At 64.6% G+C, this 16,903-nt stretch carries 17 protein-coding genes; 16 read left to right on the top strand and 1 reads right to left on the bottom strand.

Going from position 1 to position 16,903, the window contains the following annotated elements:
• Position 1: 1 nt before the first annotated feature.
• From QQK63_RS10760 to QQK63_RS10750, 3 genes are read left to right on the top strand one after another with little or no spacing between them, the layout of a single operon-like run.
• Positions 2-505 carry a hypothetical protein gene (locus tag QQK63_RS10760; protein ID WP_277822601.1) on the top strand — a complete coding sequence of 168 codons (504 nt, stop codon included), beginning with the start codon at positions 2-4 and terminating at the stop codon, positions 503-505.
• The gene (locus QQK63_RS10755) at positions 502-1,101 is read left to right on the top strand and encodes a YIP1 family protein (RefSeq protein WP_277822599.1); all 600 of its coding nucleotides are present in this window, start codon (positions 502-504) and stop codon (positions 1,099-1,101) included. The genes QQK63_RS10760 and QQK63_RS10755 overlap by 4 nt, the downstream gene beginning before the upstream one ends.
• Positions 1,102-2,325, top strand: a complete 1,224-nt coding sequence (locus QQK63_RS10750; protein ID WP_277822597.1) for a cysteine desulfurase — start codon at positions 1,102-1,104, stop codon at positions 2,323-2,325.
• 78 nt (positions 2,326-2,403) lie between these two features.
• On the opposite strand, the gene QQK63_RS10745 is transcribed toward QQK63_RS10750, so the two are convergent.
• Positions 2,404-3,903 carry a fused MFS/spermidine synthase gene (locus QQK63_RS10745; RefSeq protein WP_277822595.1) on the bottom strand — a complete coding sequence of 500 codons (1,500 nt, stop codon included), beginning with the start codon at positions 3,901-3,903 and terminating at the stop codon, positions 2,404-2,406.
• Between the two features lie 156 nt (positions 3,904-4,059).
• Between QQK63_RS10745 and QQK63_RS10740 the strand changes: the two genes are divergently transcribed.
• From QQK63_RS10740 to QQK63_RS10680, 13 genes are all read left to right on the top strand, one after another.
• Positions 4,060-5,466 carry an FAD-binding oxidoreductase gene (locus tag QQK63_RS10740; RefSeq protein ID WP_277822593.1) on the top strand — a complete coding sequence of 469 codons (1,407 nt, stop codon included), beginning with the start codon at positions 4,060-4,062 and terminating at the stop codon, positions 5,464-5,466.
• Positions 5,466-6,185, top strand: a complete 720-nt coding sequence (locus QQK63_RS10735) for a VIT1/CCC1 transporter family protein (protein ID WP_277822591.1) — start codon at positions 5,466-5,468, stop codon at positions 6,183-6,185. The genes QQK63_RS10740 and QQK63_RS10735 overlap by 1 nt, the downstream gene beginning before the upstream one ends.
• Before the next feature lie 59 nt (positions 6,186-6,244).
• Positions 6,245-6,616, top strand: coding sequence for a winged helix-turn-helix domain-containing protein (locus tag QQK63_RS10730; RefSeq protein ID WP_277822589.1), 372 nt, complete (start codon positions 6,245-6,247; stop codon positions 6,614-6,616).
• Positions 6,617-6,683: 67 nt separating this feature from the next.
• The gene (gene modA / locus QQK63_RS10725) at positions 6,684-7,451 is read left to right on the top strand and encodes a molybdate ABC transporter substrate-binding protein (RefSeq protein ID WP_277822587.1); all 768 of its coding nucleotides are present in this window, start codon (positions 6,684-6,686) and stop codon (positions 7,449-7,451) included.
• Positions 7,452-7,455: 4 nt separating this feature from the next.
• Positions 7,456-8,154, top strand: a complete 699-nt coding sequence (modB, locus tag QQK63_RS10720) for a molybdate ABC transporter permease subunit (protein WP_277822585.1) — start codon at positions 7,456-7,458, stop codon at positions 8,152-8,154.
• On the top strand, positions 8,154-9,248 hold the full coding sequence (gene modC / locus QQK63_RS10715) for a molybdenum ABC transporter ATP-binding protein (RefSeq protein ID WP_277823015.1): 1,095 nt from the start codon (positions 8,154-8,156) through the stop codon (positions 9,246-9,248). The genes modB and modC overlap by 1 nt, the downstream gene beginning before the upstream one ends.
• A gap of 139 nt (positions 9,249-9,387) precedes the next feature.
• Positions 9,388-12,279 (top strand): monovalent cation/H+ antiporter subunit A, encoded by a 2,892-nt coding sequence (locus tag QQK63_RS10710; RefSeq protein ID WP_277822583.1) that lies wholly within the window; start codon positions 9,388-9,390, stop codon positions 12,277-12,279.
• A gap of 1 nt (position 12,280) precedes the next feature.
• On the top strand, positions 12,281-12,637 hold the full coding sequence (locus QQK63_RS10705) for a Na+/H+ antiporter subunit C (RefSeq protein ID WP_277822581.1): 357 nt from the start codon (positions 12,281-12,283) through the stop codon (positions 12,635-12,637).
• Positions 12,634-14,157 (top strand): monovalent cation/H+ antiporter subunit D, encoded by a 1,524-nt coding sequence (locus QQK63_RS10700; RefSeq protein WP_277822579.1) that lies wholly within the window; start codon positions 12,634-12,636, stop codon positions 14,155-14,157. Before QQK63_RS10705 ends, QQK63_RS10700 begins: the two co-directional genes overlap by 4 nt.
• Before the next feature lie 4 nt (positions 14,158-14,161).
• A complete protein-coding gene (locus QQK63_RS10695; protein WP_277822577.1) occupies positions 14,162-14,653 on the top strand; it encodes a Na+/H+ antiporter subunit E in 492 nt (163 codons plus the stop codon).
• Entirely contained in the window at positions 14,650-14,919 is a 270-nt protein-coding gene (locus QQK63_RS10690; protein ID WP_277822575.1) for a K+/H+ antiporter subunit F, read from the top strand. The genes QQK63_RS10695 and QQK63_RS10690 overlap by 4 nt, the downstream gene beginning before the upstream one ends.
• 12 nt (positions 14,920-14,931) lie before the next feature.
• Positions 14,932-15,306, top strand: coding sequence for a Na+/H+ antiporter subunit G (locus QQK63_RS10685; protein ID WP_277822573.1), 375 nt, complete (start codon positions 14,932-14,934; stop codon positions 15,304-15,306).
• A 36-nt stretch (positions 15,307-15,342) separates the two neighbouring features.
• Complete coding sequence (locus QQK63_RS10680) at positions 15,343-16,887, top strand: rhodanese-like domain-containing protein (protein WP_277822571.1); 1,545 nt, start codon at positions 15,343-15,345, stop codon at positions 16,885-16,887.
• The last annotated feature ends 16 nt before the right edge of the window (positions 16,888-16,903 follow it).

The following is a 16,903-nucleotide window of genomic DNA, read 5'->3' as shown; positions in this document are numbered from 1 at the left end:
CATGGCGGTGACGAGTGACATCGTGGCGACATGGCGCAGGCCCGGCGCAGTGATGCGCAGGCTGTTGTCCGTTGGGCGGCGGGAAGATCGGGCGCTGGCGATCCTGATCGCGGCCTGCCTGATCATCTTTGTCGCGCAATGGCCGCGGTTGAGCCGGGAGGCCTTCGTCGCGGTAGAGGGGGGCCCGCCGCTGGAGGCGGTCATGGCAATCACCTTTTTCTCGATGATGATGGTCTGGCCGCTGATGGCCTATGCGCTGGCGGCGGTCACGCATCTGGTGGCGCGGCTCTTCGGGGGGCGGGGTACGTGGTATTCCGCGCGGCTGGCGCTGTTCTGGTCGTTGCTCGCCACATCGCCGGCATGGCTGTTTCACGGGCTGGTCGCGGGTTTCATCGGGCCGGGCGTGGAACAGACCGTCGCGGGGGGGCTGCTTCTGATTGCCTTTCTCGCGATCTGGGGCATGTCTTTGCGCGAGGCGGAACGCGAACCCGAGGCAGGGGCATGACCAATCTGATTTCTCTCGGCCCGCTCTTGCGGATGGCGCGCGAAACGGTCGCCAATCCGCGTGAGGGCGCCGAAACGGTGCTGGCGCTGGGGTTGCCGCGACAAGCGCTGTGGCTGGCCTTTGCGCTGGTCATCGTGCTGTCGATGTTGCTTGGCGATATCCTGTATCTTCTGGCGGGGATGCCGCAGAACGGGCCGCTGACGGGGCCGATGGGGGCCTCGCCCCTGGTCATGGGGGCGCTGCAGGCGGCGTTTTTGTACCTCATGGCCCATGCGGTCACGCGGATCGGACGCGTCTTTGGCGGAACGGGGCGGTTTGAAGAAGCTTTCGCCCTGATCATCTGGCTGCAGTTCATCTTTTTGTGCGTGCAGGTGGTGCAGTTGATTGCACTGGTCGCGCTGCCACCGGTCGCGGGTCTGATCACGATCCTCGCGCTGGGGCTGTTCCTGTGGCTCTTGGTCAATTTCATCGCCGCGCTGCACGGGTTCACGTCACTTGGCATGGTGGCGGTGATGACGATCCTGTCGGCCTTCGGACTTCTTTTCGCCCTGAGCCTCGCGCTGACGCTTTTGGGCATCACCTTCGGAACGGTCTGAATGACATATGATATCGACAAGATCCGCGCGGATTTCCCGATCCTGTCGCGGCAGGTGAACGGCAAGCCGCTGGTTTATCTCGACAACGGGGCCAGCGCGCAGAAGCCGCAGGTTGTCATCGACGCGGTCACGCAGGCCTATTCCATGGAATACGCCAATGTGCACCGGGGTCTGCATTACCTGTCGAACCTTGCGACCGAGAAATACGAAGGCGTGAGGGGCACCATCGCCCGGTTTCTTGGGGTCAAGAACGAGGAGGAGATCGTCTTTACCTCGGGTGCGACGGAGGGGATCAACCTTGTCGCCTATGGCTGGGCCATGCCGCGGATGCAGGCGGGGGACGAGATCGTCCTGACCATCGCGGAACATCATGCCAATATCGTGCCGTGGCATTTCCTGCGCGAGCGACAGGGCGTCGTGCTGAAATGGGTGGAGGTGGATGCCAAGGGCGATCTGGACCCGCAGGCGATGATCGATGCCATCGGACCCAAGACCAAGTTGGTCGCAATGTCCCATATGTCCAACGTGTTGGGGACCGTCTTTGATGTGAAACCGGTGATCGAGGCGGCCCATGCCAAGGGCGTGCCGGTTCTGCTTGACGGGAGTCAGGCGGCGGTTCACATGCCGCTCGACCTCGACGATCTGGGGGCGGATTTCTACGCGGTGACGGGGCACAAGCTTTACGGTCCCTCGGGGTCCGGCGCGATCCACATCAAGGCCGAGCGCATGTCCGAGATGCGCCCCTTCATCGGGGGCGGCGACATGATCCGCGAGGTGCATCGCGACCGGGTGATCTACAATGATCCGCCGATGATGTTCGAGGCGGGCACGCCCGGGATCGTGCAACAGATCGGGTTGGGCGTAGCGCTGGATTACATGATGGGCGTGGGGATGCAGAACATCGCGGCCCACGAAGCGCGGCTGCGCGATTACGCCTCAACGCGGCTGGCGGGGTTGAACTGGCTCAACGTGCAGGGGACATCGGCGCGGAAGGGGGCGATCTTTTCCTTCACGCTCGAAGGCGCGGCCCATGCGCATGACATCTCGACCGTGCTGGACAAGAAGGGGGTCGCGGTGCGGGCCGGGCAGCATTGCACCGGGCCGTTGATGGCGCATCTGGGGTTGAACGCGACCTGCAGGGCCAGTTTCGGGATGTACAACACCGAAGGCGAGGTGGACGTACTGATCGAGGCGCTGGAGTTGTGCCACGAGTTGTTCGCGTAAACACCAAGGATTGCCGAAAAACAGGCGCTTGCGATGCCAGTGCGGGGTAGGGCGCGCCCTCACGCACCCCCAATTCTGTCAATCCGGGCGACCCATCAACCGGTCGATGGGCGCGTAATCGTCGGTCAGGATCATGCCTCGGTCCGCGGCAAGCGCCTGAACAAAACGGTCATCAAGGGCCGCAAAGGCCATCAGGTCCGGTGCGGGCGCGGTGAACTGGCTGACCGGTGTGGGCAAAGATCCCGCCACCACTGCAAAGACCATGCGCGATCCGCGGGCGGGTTGGCCCGCTTGGGTCCAGACTTCGACCACCGGAAAGACTTCGCGAAGCGTCATGATGATGGAGCCGAGCGAGCCCAGACGATCCTCGTAATCGATCACCGTCATCAAGAATGATCCCTCGGGCGTCATCCGCGCCGCGACCAATTCGAAAAATTCGCGCGTTACCAGATGCACCGGTACCACCACATCGGTGAAGGCATCGCCGATGATGATGTCGAATTGCCGCTCGGGCCGGATCAGGAGGGCGCGGCGCGCATCTTCGTGCCAGATCTCGGCGGCGGAAGCATCGAACCAGAAGGCATCTTCGGCCAATTGCGTCACCTCGGGGTCGATCTCGGCGACGGTCATGGGGCCTGCGCCCTGCGCCATGAGGCTGCGCGGCACGGAAAAGGAGCCGCCGCCGATCACATAGGTGCTGAAATCCTCGCGCGGGGCGCGCATCCGCGTCAGCGTGTCCAGCATCGCGCCATGGACGGTGAACTGCACCTGCGGCGCGTCGCGCGCGCTGATCCCGTGGGCGAGGTGGTCGATCACCATCAGGTGCACGGGGCTGGAGGGATCGGCCGACAGATCCTCCACCCTCAGGCAAAAATACTGCGTCTCCTGATGGCATTGTTGGGGGGCGGCGAGCGCAAGCCCCGCCATGCCCGCGGCGGCGGCCCCGGCCAGCAGCGCGATGGCAAAGCCGCGTGACCGGGCGAGCCAAAAGAACAAAAGCCCCGAGGCGATGTAGACGATGGTCACCACCACAAGCGTCAGCGCGGAGCCAAGCCAAGCGATGAAGACGATCCCTGCCAGAAGCACGCCCGCGATGGCCCCGACCGCCCCAGAGGCGAACATTGCTCCAAGCGCGGGGCCCGACCTGTCGGGATTTGCGGTGATGGCGATCTGCGCCAGAACGGGCGCAGGCACCCCCGCGAAGAAGGAGGGCAAGAAGAACACCACCATGGTCAGGGCGGTGATGCCCCAGACCGGGCTGGTGACGATGGCGAGCACCGGGCCCGCGACCATGGGCAGGATCAGGACAGCTGCTGCCGTGGTGAGCGCCGCGGCCAGCGTCGCGCCCCCGGTCCAGGCCAGTGCACGGTCTGTGGGCAGCGCAGCCAGACGCCCGCCCCACCAATGCCCGGCCGAAAAACCGGCAAGAACCACGGCGATCACGGCCGTCCAAGTGTAGAGCGACATGCCCACATGCGGCGCGAGCATCCGGCCCGCCACGATCTCGACCACGAGCGAGGCGGCCGAGATGCCGCCTTGCAGGACCACCAGAAGCCAGAGCGGCGTCGGTCGCGTCATGTCGATCCTCCCCTAGATCCGAGGGTGCATGTGAAACAACCCCGCAACCGGAGGCAAGGGGGACCGTCACCGTCGCCCCGTGACAGCAGGTGCGCTTGCGCCGGGCCAGCGGATGGGGCTAAGCGAACGCCGAGGCCACAGGAAGCGGGGGATGGCATGGCGGGCGTTCACGATCTGGCACGCAACGAAACCGGCATCATGACCGCGATCGAGGTGCTGCGCCAAAGGTTCGGCGCGCGGCTGGAAACCGGGCAGGCCCTGCGCGAACAACACGCGCATACCACCACATGGCTGCGCAACCAGCCCCCCGATGCGGTGATCTGTCCCACCACCACCGAAGAGGTGCAGGCGATCATGGGCATCTGCGCGGAATACCGCGTGCCGGTGATCCCGTTCGGCGCGGGCAGTTCGCTGGAGGGGCATGTGAATGCGCCTGCGGGGGGCATATCGCTCGATTTCAAGGAGATGAACGCCATCCTCGCAGTCCATGCTGAGGATATGGATTGCGTGATCCAGCCCGGCGTGACGCGCAAGGCGCTGAACACGCATCTGCGGGCAACAGGCCTGTTCTTTCCCGTCGATCCCGGCGCCGATGCATCTCTTGGGGGCATGGCCGCGACAGGCGCCTCGGGCACGAATGCGGTGCGCTATGGCACGATGAAGGACAATATCCTGTCGCTGAAGGCGGTTCTGCCCTCGGGCGAGGTGGTGACCACAGCGCAGCGCGCGCGCAAGACGAGCGCGGGCTATGACCTGACGCGTCTCATGGTGGGGTCCGAAGGCACGCTGGGCGTGATCACCGAACTGACGCTGCGTTTGCAGGGCATCCCCGAGGCGGTTTCGGCGGCGACCTGTTCCTTTCCCGATGTGGGCGCGGCCTGCAACGCGGTGATCGCGACGATCCAGTATGGTATCCCGGTGGCGCGGATCGAATTGCTGGATGCGGTGCAGGTGCGGGCGGTCAACGCCTATTCCAAGCTGTCGCTGCCCGAAACGCCTCTGTTGCTGCTGGAATTCCACGGCTCCGAGGCGGGTGTGGCCGAACAGGCCCGCACCTTTGGCGAGATCGCGGCCGAAATGGGCGGCAGCGGGTTCGACTTCACCACGAAAGAAGAAGACCGTAACCGCCTGTGGCAGGCGCGTCATGATGCCTATTGGGCGGGATTGCAGTTGCGCCCCGGCGCACGCGGCCTGTCGACCGATGTCTGCGTCCCGGTCAGCCGTCTGGCCGATTGCGTCACCGCTGCCCAAGAACGGCTCGCGTCGATGGGGATGCTTGCCCCGATCGTGGGGCATGTCGGCGACGGGAATTTCCATTGCCTCTTGCTGGTCGACACGGCCGATACGAGCGAGGTGGCGCAGGCCGAAGCGTTCATCGGCTGGCTGAACGATCTGGCGATCTCGATGGACGGGACCTGCACCGGAGAACACGGGATCGGACAGGGCAAGTCGAGTTATCTGGAACGGGAATTGGGGCCGGGCGCGATGGGCATGATGCAGGCAATCAAGCGGGCGGTCGATCCCCTCAACATCCTCAACCCCGGCAAGATGGGTCTTGTCTGATGGCGCGGCCGATCCATCACGGCATTCCCTCCGCCCATGTCGAGCCGCATCTGTCGGGCCGGTCCGGGTGGCTGCGTGCTGCTGTCATGGGCGCCAATGACGGCATCTTGTCGACCGCCTCGCTCATTGTCGGGGTGGCGGCGGGGGCCGCAGATCATGTCACAATCTTGCTTGCAGGCGTTGCGGGCCTGACGGCGGGTGCGCTGAGCATGGCAGCGGGGGAATATGTCTCGGTCTCAAGCCAGGAGGATGTCGAACAGGCAGACATCGCCAAGGAAAAGCGTGAGCTGAAGCAAAACCCGGAGGCCGAGCTGGATGAGCTGACCGCGATCTACGAGACCCGGGGTCTGCCGCCGCCGTTGGCGCGCGAGGTGGCTGAACATCTGACCGAGGCGGACGCGCTGGGTGCGCATCTGCGCGACGAGATCGGCCTGACGGACCTGTCGCCGCCGCGCCCGTTGCAGGCGGCTTTCGTGTCGGCCCTGACCTTTGCCGCGGGTGCCTCGGTTCCTTTGGCGGTGGGGGCGGTCGCGCCCCTTGAAGGGATCCAGATCTGGGTCGGGGGCGCAACCTTGGTCGCGCTTGGCATTCTGGGCGCCCTTGGGGCACAGGCAGGTGGTGCGTCGCGCAGGCGGGGGGCCTTGCGCGTGATGATCTGGGGCGTGCTGGCCATGGCGATCACCAGCGGCATCGGCGCATTGGTCGGCGCGACGCTCTAGGCGCGCGCGCTCGTGCATCGCGCTTGCATCAGGCGGCGGCGTCTTGGCATTCTGCGGCCATGAGCGCCTCATCCGCCCCCGCCAACCTGCGTATCCGCATCCTGTTCGGGGACAGGGCGATGCTGGGCCCCGGCAAGATAGATCTGCTCAATCATATCCGGGAGACCGGGTCCATCGCCGCCGCGGGGCGCGCGATGAACATGAGCTACAAGCGTGCCTGGATGCTGGTGGAAGAAATGAACGCCGCCTTTCGCGAACCGCTGGTCGCCTCGGCGCGGGGCGGCAAGGCCGGGGGTGGCGCGCATTTGACCGAGACGGGGCAAGCCGTCCTGACGCTCTATCGCCATATGGAAGACACCGTGGCCAAGGCCGGTGCGGCACAGGTGCGCGCGCTGGAGGGGCTGCTTCGCGATATTCCCCACGAAAAATAACGCTTGCCTTGCCGCGCCTCGCTGGCGATATGTTTTGTGAAACATATCACCCGAAAGGGGCGCGACGATGCCAAAACCCCGCCGCCATTTGCCGCTTGCCGCGATGGTCTCTCTGGCCTGCGCCACACCGTCTATGGCGGAGGATGTGCTGGTCTTTGCTGCCGCCTCGATGCGCACGGCACTGGAACGCGTCGCGGCGGATTGGATGGCGGAAACGGGCCACATCGTGACGATTTCCTATGCGGGTTCAAACCAGTTGGCGCAGCAGATCATCGCGGGCGCGCCGGCCGATATCTTCATCTCTGCCGCCGTAAGCTGGATGGATGCGGTGGAGGATGCGGGGTTGGTGGTGGAGGGAACGCGCGGCGACCTTCTGGGCAATCAGCTCGTCCTGATCGGGCATGGGCCGCCAGCGGAACGGGTCGAGATCACACCCGATCTGGATCTTGCGGCGATGCTGGGCGACGAACGGCTGGCGATGGCGCTGGTCGATGCGGTGCCCGCGGGACAATACGGCAAGGCGGCGCTTGAAAGCCTTGGCCTCTGGTATTCGGTCGAGGGGCTTGTCGCGCAAGCGGACAATGTGCGCGCGGCATTGGCGCTGGTCTCGACAGGCGAGGCACCCTACGGCATCGTCTACGCGACCGATGCCGCCGCAGACGAAACCGTGACCATCCTTGGAACCTTTCCCCCGGAGAGCCATCCGCTGATCCGCTATCCCGCCGCGCTTTTGGCCGAAGCCGCAGACGATGCGGACCGCGCGTTTTTCGCGGCGCTGCGATCGGACAGCGCGCGCGCAGCCTTTGAGGCGGAAGGCTTCACGGTGCTAGATTGATGCCGTGACGGATTGGCTTTCCCCCAGCGAATGGCAGGCGGTGTTCCTGTCGATCCGCGTCTCATTATGGGCGACGGCGGTTAGCCTGCCTTTGGGGATTTTCACCGCCTATGCGCTGGCGCGCTGGTCGTTTCCGGGCAAGCAGCTTTTGAACGGGCTGGTGCATCTTCCCCTGATCCTGCCACCGGTCGTCACTGGGTACCTGCTGCTCTTGACCTTCGGGCGGCGGGGGCCGGTGGGTGGTTTCCTGGAGGAGTGGTTCGGGATCGTCTTCGCCTTTCGCTGGACGGGCGCGGCGCTTGCGGCGGGGATCATGGCCTTTCCCTTGATGGTGCGCGCGATCCGGCTGGCCATCGAGGCCGTGGACCCGAAGCTGGAACAGGCGGCGGGAACGCTTGGGGCAGCGCGTCTTTGGGTCTTTCTGACCGTGACCTTGCCCCTGATCCTGCCCGGCGTGATCGCGGGATCCATCCTCGCCTTTGCCAAGGCGATGGGGGAATTCGGCGCCACGATCACCTTTGTCTCGAACATCCCGGGACAGACGCAGACCTTGCCTTCGGCGATCTACACGTTCCTTCAGGTTCCGGGCGGAGAGGATGACGCGGCGCGGCTGGTCCTTGTGGCCATCGCGGTCGCCATGGGTGCGCTGCTGCTGTCGGAATGGATCAGCCGCGCCGTGGCGCGCCGGATCGGTGGTGCGTGATGCTGGAGGTCCGGCTCAGGCACCGTTTTGGCGGGTTCACGCTCGATGCGGGTTTCGCCGTGCCGCAAGGGATCACCGTTCTCTTCGGTCGGTCGGGGTCGGGGAAAACCACGATCGTCAATGCGGTGGCGGGCCTGCTCCGGCCCGAGGCCGGGCGCGTCGCCATGGGCAAGACGATCCTGACCGATGTTGAGGCCCGTGTTTGGGTGCCACCGCACAAGCGCCGGATCGGCTATATCTTTCAGGAGGGGCGGCTGTTTCCGCATCTGAACGTGCGGCAGAACCTGCGCTATGGCGCGTGGTTTGCCCCAAAGGACGCCCCGCGCGAGGATATGGGCCGCGTCGTCGAAATGCTGGGGATCGGTCCCTTGCTTGACAGGCGGACCGGCGCGCTGTCGGGGGGCGAAAAGCAGCGTGTTGCCATCGGGCGCGCGCTCTTGTCCGCACCGCAACTGATCCTTGCCGACGAACCGCTCGCCGCGCTCGACGAGGCGCGGAAGGCCGAGATCTTGCCCTATTTCGAGCGGTTGCGCGACGAGGTGACGATCCCGATCCTCTATGTCAGCCATTCCGCGTCGGAGGTGGCCCGGCTTGCCACGACCGTTGTCGCGCTGGAAGCTGGCCGCGTCATAGCACAGGGGCGTGCCGCCGAGGTTCTGGGCGATCCCGCCGTTTTGCCCACTGGCGCGCGCGAGGCGGGGGCGGTTCTGACCGCGCGGGTGGCGCGCCATCATGACGACGGGCTGACGGAACTGGATGCCGGGGGCGTGGCCTTGTTCCTGCCGCGCCTGCCGCAGGGGCCGGGAGCATCCGTGCGCGTCCGGATTGCGGCGCATGACGTGATCCTTGCGCAAGAAGCTCCGCGCGGGTTGTCCGCCCTAAACATCCTGCCCGGTGTGGTGGCCGAAATCCGGGCGGGCGAGGGGCCGGGGGCGCTGGTGGCGCTCGACACGCAGGCGGGGCGGGTACTGGCGCGGATCACGCGCCGATCCGTCGCGGCGCTGGGGCTGGAACCGGGCGCGTCGGTTCATGCGGTCCTGAAATCTGTCGCCGTGGCCCCGGCGGATGTGGGTGGCCCGCGCGGTGCGACCTGAGGGCGCGGCGCGGCTTTTGTGGTCGTTCGTGCTTCAATTTTTCCAAAAGGCGTCGTTCATGGGGCTGTCAGGCTCTTTTCCATCGGCCTGCAACCGCTTATCCAAGACGGAACGCCGCGTGCACGGCAGGGACGCATAAATGAACGACCAGGGCCATTTCCTGTTCCTGATATCCTTGTTGCCCTTTTTGGGCGCAGTGATTCCGGGGATCATGATTCGTGCAGGACGCAATGCCTGCGCAAGTTTTACCGCTGTCCCGACAGTGCTCGCCCTGATCCTGTTGATGATCCTCGCGCCCGATGTGCTGCGCGGAGAGGTCATCACGGCCGAGGTGATGTGGCTGCCGCAGCTGGGGCTTTCGGTCTCTTTCTTCCTCGACGGTCTGGGGTTGATGTTTGCCGCGATGATCCTTGGCGTCGGCTTGCTCATCACGCTTTACGCGCGGTTCTACCTGTCGGGCGACGATCCGATGGGGCAGTTCTACACCTATCTCCTGATGTTCCAGGGCGCGATGCTGGGCATCGTTATTTCCGACAACATCCTGCTACTGCTGATCTTTTGGGAGCTGACGTCGCTCTCGTCCTTCCTGCTCATCGGCTATTGGAAACATTTGCCCGAGGGCCGGCAGGGCGCGCGGATGGCCTTGGCCGTGACCGGGGCAGGCGGGCTTGCGATGATCGGGGGCATGTTGATCCTTGGCCATGTCGCGGGCAGCTACAAGCTGACCGATATCTTGCAAGCGGGTGAGGCGATCCGGGCTTCCGAATGGTATCTGCCCGCGCTGATCCTGATCCTTTTGGGGGCCTTCACCAAATCGGCGCAGTTCCCGTTCCATTTCTGGTTGCCGCACGCGATGGCGGCACCGACGCCCGTGTCGGCCTATCTGCATTCGGCGACCATGGTGAAGGCGGGTGTTTTCCTGATGGCGCGGATGTGGCCCGTATTGGCAGGGACGGATGCATGGTTCTACATCGTGGCGACCACGGGTCTGGTCACCATGGTGCTGGGTGCGCTGATCGCGCTGTTCAAGGATGATCTGAAGGCGCTTCTGGCCTTTTCGACGGTCAGCCATCTTGGTCTTCTGACCATGCTTCTGGGCTTCGGGACCGAGGCGGCGGCGGTGGCTGCGGTGTTCCACATCCTGAACCACCTGACCTTCAAGGCAGCGCTCTTCATGACGGTGGGGATCGTCGATCACGAGACCCATACCCGCGACATCAGCCGGCTTGGCGGTCTGCGCCATTTGATGCCGATCACATTCGCCATCGGAACGATCGCGGCATTGTCGATGGCGGGCATACCGCTTTTGAACGGGTTCCTGTCCAAGGAGATGATGCTGGAGGAGGCATCTCACACCTATTGGGCGGGCAGCACTTGGGCTGTGCCGGTTCTGGCGACCTTGGGTGCGCTGTTGTCGGTGGCCTATTCCTTCCGCTTCATCGGCCATGTCTTTCTTGGGCCGGTTCGCGACGATTATCCACACAAGCCGCATGATCCGCCCATGGGCCTTTGGGCTGCTCCCGCGCTTTTGACCGTTCTGGTGGTTGTCATCGGGGTCGCGCCCTTCCTTGCCGAAGGAATCGTGACGGCAGCGGCCAATGCCGTGACCGGAGCCGATCTGCATCCGCATCTGAAGATCTGGCATGGCGCGACGCCTGCGCTGTGGATGTCGATCATCGCGGTTCTTGGGGGCGGGGCCCTTCTTGGCCTGCACAAACCGTTTCTGTCGGCATGGGAGGCAGCGCCGCGCCCCGAGGCCAAAGCGATCTTCGACCGGCTTCTTGCTGCCATCATCGCCCTGTCGCGCGGCATAACCGAGATTGCGCATAATGGCGCGATCAGCCGCTATCTGGCTGTCTTTGTCGTCACCTCGGTCGCCCTTGGCTGGATCGCCTATTCTGGCAGCGCGTTGTCCGCGCCGACCCGTGGCCTGTTGCCGGTGCCTGCGGTGATCGGGATCGGTTGGCTGATGCTGATCGTTGCCAGTGTGGCGGTGGTCATCTTGCACCGTGACCGGTTCACCTCTCTCGTGCTGATCGGGATCATCGGCCTGACGATCTCGGCGGGTTTTGCCTATCTGTCGGCGCCTGATCTGGCGCTGACGCAAATTTCGGTCGAGACGGTGACCATCATGCTGTTGCTGCTGGCGCTGCATTTCCTGCCCAAGACGACACCCGTCGAAAGCAGCGTGCTACGTCGCGTGCGCGACGGTGTGATTGCCGTCGTGGCTGGGGGCGGGGTTGGCGCTTTGGCCTATGCCTTCATGCTGCGCGACATCTCGACCATCTCCCAATTCCACCTCGACAACAGCTACGAGGGCGGGGGCGGCACCAATGTGGTCAACGTGATCCTCGTGGATTTCCGGGGCTATGATACCTATGGCGAGATCATCGTTCTGGGGATCGCGGGCATGGTGATCTACGCGCTGGTCCAGACGCTTCTGGCCGGTCCCGTGGCGCGCAAGCTGCGCGGCGGCGGCGCGATGTCGGAGGTCTTGCGCGAGGGACTGGCGGTGACGCATCTGTCGCGCGACCGCCATCCGCTGATGATGGTCGTGGTCACCCGTGTCCTGATGCCCATCGCCATCGTGGTTGGTGCCTATATCTTCTTGCGCGGGCACAACGAGCCGGGCGGTGGTTTCGTCGCGGGTCTGGTCGTGGCCATCGCGCTCCTGATGCAATACATGGCTTCGGGCTTTGCCTGGACGCAGGCGCGCAAGCGGATCGAATACCATACGCTGATCGGCTTTGGCGTGATCATCGCCGGGCTGACCGGGGCAGGGGCCTGGCTTTCGGGCACGCCCTTCCTGACCTCGGCCTATACATACGTGCACCTCCCGCCGATCGAGGAATTCGAACTGGCCACGGCCATGCTTTTCGATCTGGGCGTGTTCCTGACCGTTCTGGGAGCCGTGATGTTGATGCTCTACAGCCTCTCACGTATCGCCCGCCACGCCGGCGAGACCGTGAACGTAGAAGCGATGGACTACGACCCCGCCGACAGGGTCACCGAACGCGGGGCGGAGACCTGACATGGAAGCGATCCTTGCAAGCGCCATCGGTGTTCTGACGGCGGCGGGTGTTTACCTGCTGCTGCGCCTGCGCACGTTCCCCGTGATCCTCGGTCTGGCCTTTCTGTCCTATGCGGTCAACGTCTTCATCTTTGCGAGCGGGCGTCTGGCCATCGACCAATCGCCGATCCTGTCGCGTTATGGCGAGGCAAGCTATACCGACCCTCTGCCGCAGGCGCTGGTGCTGACGGCGATCGTGATTTCCTTCGGGATGACGGCCGTTCTGGTGATGATCGGGCTCGCCGCCTATTTCGAGGCCGAAAGCGACCGGGTGGATATCGACGCCACCGATGACCGCGCCGACGGGGAGGGCAAGTGATGCACTGGATCATCCTGCCTGTCGTGATGCCCGCGCTCTTTGCGCCCATCATCGGCTTCGTCATGCGCCACGACATCAGCATGGCGCGCATCGCTTCGGTCACCGGAACGGTTCTGTTGCTGGGTGTGGCCGTCGGGCTCGCCATGATGGCCGCGGGAGGCGAAACCTTTGTCTACCGCCTGGGCGATTGGCCGGCACCTTTCGGCATCGTGCTGGTGCTGGACCGTCTTTCGGCGCTGATGGTGCTTTTGACCGCGACGCTGGCGCTGATCGTGTTGATCCATGCCATTGCGACCGGTTGGGACGCGCGCGGCAAGCATTTCCACACGCTGTTCCAGTTCCAGCTCATGGGCATCTGCGGGGCCTTCCTGACGGGGGACGTGTTCAACCTGTTCGTCTTCTTCGAGGTGCTTTTGATCGCGTCCTACGGATTGATGATCCATGCAGGCGGGCGGGATCGCGTCCGGGCGGGGCTGCAATACGTGGTCATGAACCTTGCCGGTTCGACCCTGTTCCTCTTCGCTCTCGGAACACTTTACGCCTCGACCGGCACACTCAACATCGCCGACATGGCGCGCGTGATCGCGACCATCCCGGCAGAGGAGGCGGCGCTGGTGCGGGTTGCCGCGATCCTTCTGATGATCGTCTTCGCGGTCAAGGCGGCGCTGTTTCCGGTGCAGTTCTGGCTGCCCGCGACCTATGCCAATGCCTCCGCTCCGGTGGCGGCGTTGTTCGCCATCATGACAAAAGTGGGGGCTTATGCGATCTTGCGGGTCCACACGATTTCCTTTGGCCCCGGCATCGCACCGACCGAGGATCTGGCGGCGACATGGCTGTTTCCTGCGGCCATCGTCACAATCGCCGTGGGCGCCTTCGGCGTTCTGGGTGCGCGTCGGTTGATGCCGCTGATCGCCTTTTCGGTCTTGGGCTCCATGGGGACGTTGATGGCGGCTGTTGCGGCCTTTTCTCCTGACGCAACGATGGCAGCGCTCTATTACCTCGTGCATTCGACCTTTGCCGCCGCGTGCCTTTTCCTTGTCGCGGATCTCGTGGTGTCACGCCGGGGCGGCGACGGATTGCGGCCGGTGCTTGCAACCGCGCAAAACGGGTTGTTCGCGGCCCTGTTTTTCGGTGCGGCCGTCGGTATGGCCGGGATGCCGCCGCTGAGCGGGTTTTTGGGCAAGCTGTTGATCCTCGACGCGCTGCGCGAGCCGGGCATCATGGCTTGGGCGTGGAGCGCGATCTTGATCGGTTCGCTTCTGACCATCGTCGGATTTGCGCGCGCTGGCAGCATCTTGTTCTGGTCCTCGACGGCGATCGAAGCGCCGCTTGTCGCCAAACCAGAGACGCGCAAGGCCGGGGCTTGGGAACTGGCGCCCGCGATGGTGGCCATAGGGATGCTGGGTTTGCTTGCGGTCTTTGCGTTGCCGGTATCTGGCTATCTGGAGGATACCGCGCAGCAGATCTTTGATCGGGCGGGATACATGGCCGCGGTGCTTGGCACCGGCACGGGAGGTTGAGGACATGCTGGCACGTCTGGTTCCCCACCCGCTGCTGACCCTGACGCTCGTCGTGGTGTGGCTTGCCCTGGTCAACAAGGTGACGCTGGGCAACGTCATCCTCGGCGCCGGCTTCGGCCTTGTCATCCCGATGCTGACGCGGGCCTATTGGCCCGACCGCCCGCGCGTGCGGAACCCACGGATGATCGTCGAATATACACTTGTCGTCTTGTGGGATATCGTGGTCGCCAACGTGCAGGTCGCCATGATCTTGCTGTTTCGACCCGAGGCGCGGATCCGGTCAACCTGGATCAGTGTGCCGGTCGACCTGACCTCGGCCGAGGCGATCACCGTTCTGGCCGGAACGATCACCATGACGCCGGGCACGGTCTCGGCCACGCTGTCGGCCGACAATTCCGCCATCCTCGTTCACACGCTGGACACCGATGACCCCGACGGCGTGCGCGACCAGATCAAGACCCGATATGAACGCCGTCTGAAGGAGATTTTCGAATGATCGAGATGGCCTTGTTCTTCGCGGCAAGCTGCTACGGCGTAGCGCTGATCCTCGACCTTTGGCGGATCGCACAGGGGCCGAGCGCCGCCGACCGGATCCTTGCGCTGGACACGATGGTGATCAACGTCATCGCGCTCTTGGTGCTCTACGGGATCTGGCGCGGCACGGCGATCTATTTCGAAGCAGCGATGCTGATCGCGATGGTGGGCTTCGTGTCGACCGTTGCCTATTGCCGCTATCTGCTGCGCGGCAACATCATCGAATAGGGGGGGCGAGAGATGGACATGATCGGTGAGATCCTGATTTCTGCGGCACTGGTAATCAGCGGCATCTTCGGCTTCGTCGGCTCCTTCGGGCTGGTGCGGTTGCGTCACACGCTGCAGCGCCTTCATGCCCCGACCAAGGCCACGACCCTTGGGGTTGGCGGCATGTTGATCGCCTCGATGATCTGGTTCTACGTCGAGAAGGACCAGTTTTCCTTCCATGAACTGCTGATCACCCTGTTCCTGTTCATGACCGCGCCCATCACGGCGCATTTCATTGCAAAGGTCTACATGGTTCAAAGCCTTCGGCCCGATGACCTGCCCGACAGCGGTAGTGAACATGGCTGGTCGCCTTACGAGGAAGCACCCGAAGGCCATCGCAAACCCTGACGGCCGCGCAGGATAGGCGGACGCCGGGGAGGGCGCATGGCAGAGACGATCACGCCGCAGGAGGCCAATGACCGAGTTCTGGGACAGGGCGAGATCGCCCTGATCGACCTGCGCGAACCCGGACCGTTCTCCGAAGGCCATCCGCTTTTCGCCGTACCCTGTCCCTTCAGCACGCTGGAAGTAGAGATCGCCGTGCTGGTGCCGCGCCCGTCCTGCCCGGTCATGTTGCTTGATGGCGGGGACGGCGTGGCGATGGAGGCAGCGGCGATCCTATCGGCCATGGGCTACACGGCGTTGTCGTGTGTCGCCGGCGGCGCGCCGGGATGGGCGGCGGCAGGACTGACCCTCTACAAAGGGGTTCACGTTCCCTCCAAGACGCTGGGGGAACTCGCGGAACTGGCGCTGCATCCCCGGCCCCTCGCACCCGACGACCTTGCGGCATGGCGGAAGGAGGGGCGGGATCTCTTGTTCTTCGATACGCGGCCCGCGACGGAACATGCGCAGATGACGGTTCCAGGTGCCGTTTGCCTGCCGAACGGTGAACTCGTCCACAGGATCGACAGCCTGCCCGCACATGTTCCCATCGTGCTGACCTGCGCGGGTCGGACGCGCGGGATCGTGGGGGCGGCCAGCCTGTCCTTGATCGAGCCTGCGCGTGAGGTCTGGTGGCTCGAGGATGGAACGCAGGGCTGGCGATTGGCCGGGCATGCGTTGGAGTGCGGAAATCCGGCAGCACCGCTGCCGCCCGCAGATGCAGAGGCAAGCGCCGCAAGAGCGCGGGATTTCATCGGGCGGCACGGCATTGCGACGATCACGGCGGCGGATCTGGCCAGATGGCGCGACGATCCGGGCAGGACGACCTTTGTCTTCGACGTGCGAGATCCGGCGGAGGCGGCGGGCGATCCCGTACCTTGCGCCACGCCGGTCCCTGTTGTGACATTGGTGCAGGCAACTGATCGTTTCATCGGGCCACGCCGCGCGCGCGTTGTGCTGGTCGATGACACCGGTTTGCGCGCGGGGCTTGCGGCCTATTGGCTGCGCGCGCTTGGTCATGAAGTCGCCGTTTGCCAGATCACGACGGCCTTGCGCATCCTGCCGCGGCAAGACCGGCCGATCGCACCCTATAGGCCCGTCCCGACCATTCGCGCGGGCGACGCGCTGGCCCAAGTCGCAGGAGGAGGTGCAGAGTGGATCGACCTGCGCAGCTCCACCGCTCACACCAAGAACACGGTCAGGGGTGCGATCTGGTCCCATCGTGCACGGCTGCGCGATTTGCCCGAAGGTCGCGCACCTTTCCTGATTGGGGATGATGGCCCCCGCGCGGCCTTGGCCGCCGCCAGCCTGATCGCGCGCGGGCATGACACGGTGCGGGTGGTCGAGGGCGGCCTGCCCGCGCTGCGCGACGCCGGGGCCGAGATCGTGCCGGGCGAGGTGATGAACCTGTCGGCCGCGGTCGATATCATCAGCTTTGCCCATGGTCGCCATGACGGTGACGCCGACGCCTCGCGCCTCTATCTGGCTTGGGAGAAGGGGCTGGTCGCACAATTGAGCCCGGAGGAACGAGGGCAATTCGCCCTCTGATCCGCTTGAGCGCCAA

The sequence above is a fragment of the Roseicyclus marinus genome (assembly GCF_030163795.1).
Taxonomy (GTDB): domain Bacteria; phylum Pseudomonadota; class Alphaproteobacteria; order Rhodobacterales; family Rhodobacteraceae; genus Roseicyclus; species Roseicyclus marinus.
This window is presented reverse-complemented; position numbering and strand designations above follow the sequence as displayed.

Coding starts and splice junctions, on each gene's coding strand:
- QQK63_RS10760 (WP_277822601.1), top strand. CDS start 2: ATGGCGGTGACGAGTGACATCGTGGCGACATGGCGCAGGCCCGGCGCA.
- QQK63_RS10755 (WP_277822599.1), top strand. CDS start 502: ATGACCAATCTGATTTCTCTCGGCCCGCTCTTGCGGATGGCGCGCGAA.
- QQK63_RS10750 (WP_277822597.1), top strand. CDS start 1,102: ATGACATATGATATCGACAAGATCCGCGCGGATTTCCCGATCCTGTCG.
- QQK63_RS10745 (WP_277822595.1), bottom strand. CDS start 3,903: ATGACGCGACCGACGCCGCTCTGGCTTCTGGTGGTCCTGCAAGGCGGC.
- QQK63_RS10740 (WP_277822593.1), top strand. CDS start 4,060: ATGGCGGGCGTTCACGATCTGGCACGCAACGAAACCGGCATCATGACC.
- QQK63_RS10735 (WP_277822591.1), top strand. CDS start 5,466: ATGGCGCGGCCGATCCATCACGGCATTCCCTCCGCCCATGTCGAGCCG.
- QQK63_RS10730 (WP_277822589.1), top strand. CDS start 6,245: ATGAGCGCCTCATCCGCCCCCGCCAACCTGCGTATCCGCATCCTGTTC.
- modA (WP_277822587.1), top strand. CDS start 6,684: ATGCCAAAACCCCGCCGCCATTTGCCGCTTGCCGCGATGGTCTCTCTG.
- modC (WP_277823015.1), top strand. CDS start 8,154: ATGCTGGAGGTCCGGCTCAGGCACCGTTTTGGCGGGTTCACGCTCGAT.
- QQK63_RS10710 (WP_277822583.1), top strand. CDS start 9,388: ATGAACGACCAGGGCCATTTCCTGTTCCTGATATCCTTGTTGCCCTTT.
- QQK63_RS10705 (WP_277822581.1), top strand. CDS start 12,281: ATGGAAGCGATCCTTGCAAGCGCCATCGGTGTTCTGACGGCGGCGGGT.
- QQK63_RS10695 (WP_277822577.1), top strand. CDS start 14,162: ATGCTGGCACGTCTGGTTCCCCACCCGCTGCTGACCCTGACGCTCGTC.
- QQK63_RS10690 (WP_277822575.1), top strand. CDS start 14,650: ATGATCGAGATGGCCTTGTTCTTCGCGGCAAGCTGCTACGGCGTAGCG.
- QQK63_RS10685 (WP_277822573.1), top strand. CDS start 14,932: ATGGACATGATCGGTGAGATCCTGATTTCTGCGGCACTGGTAATCAGC.
- QQK63_RS10680 (WP_277822571.1), top strand. CDS start 15,343: ATGGCAGAGACGATCACGCCGCAGGAGGCCAATGACCGAGTTCTGGGA.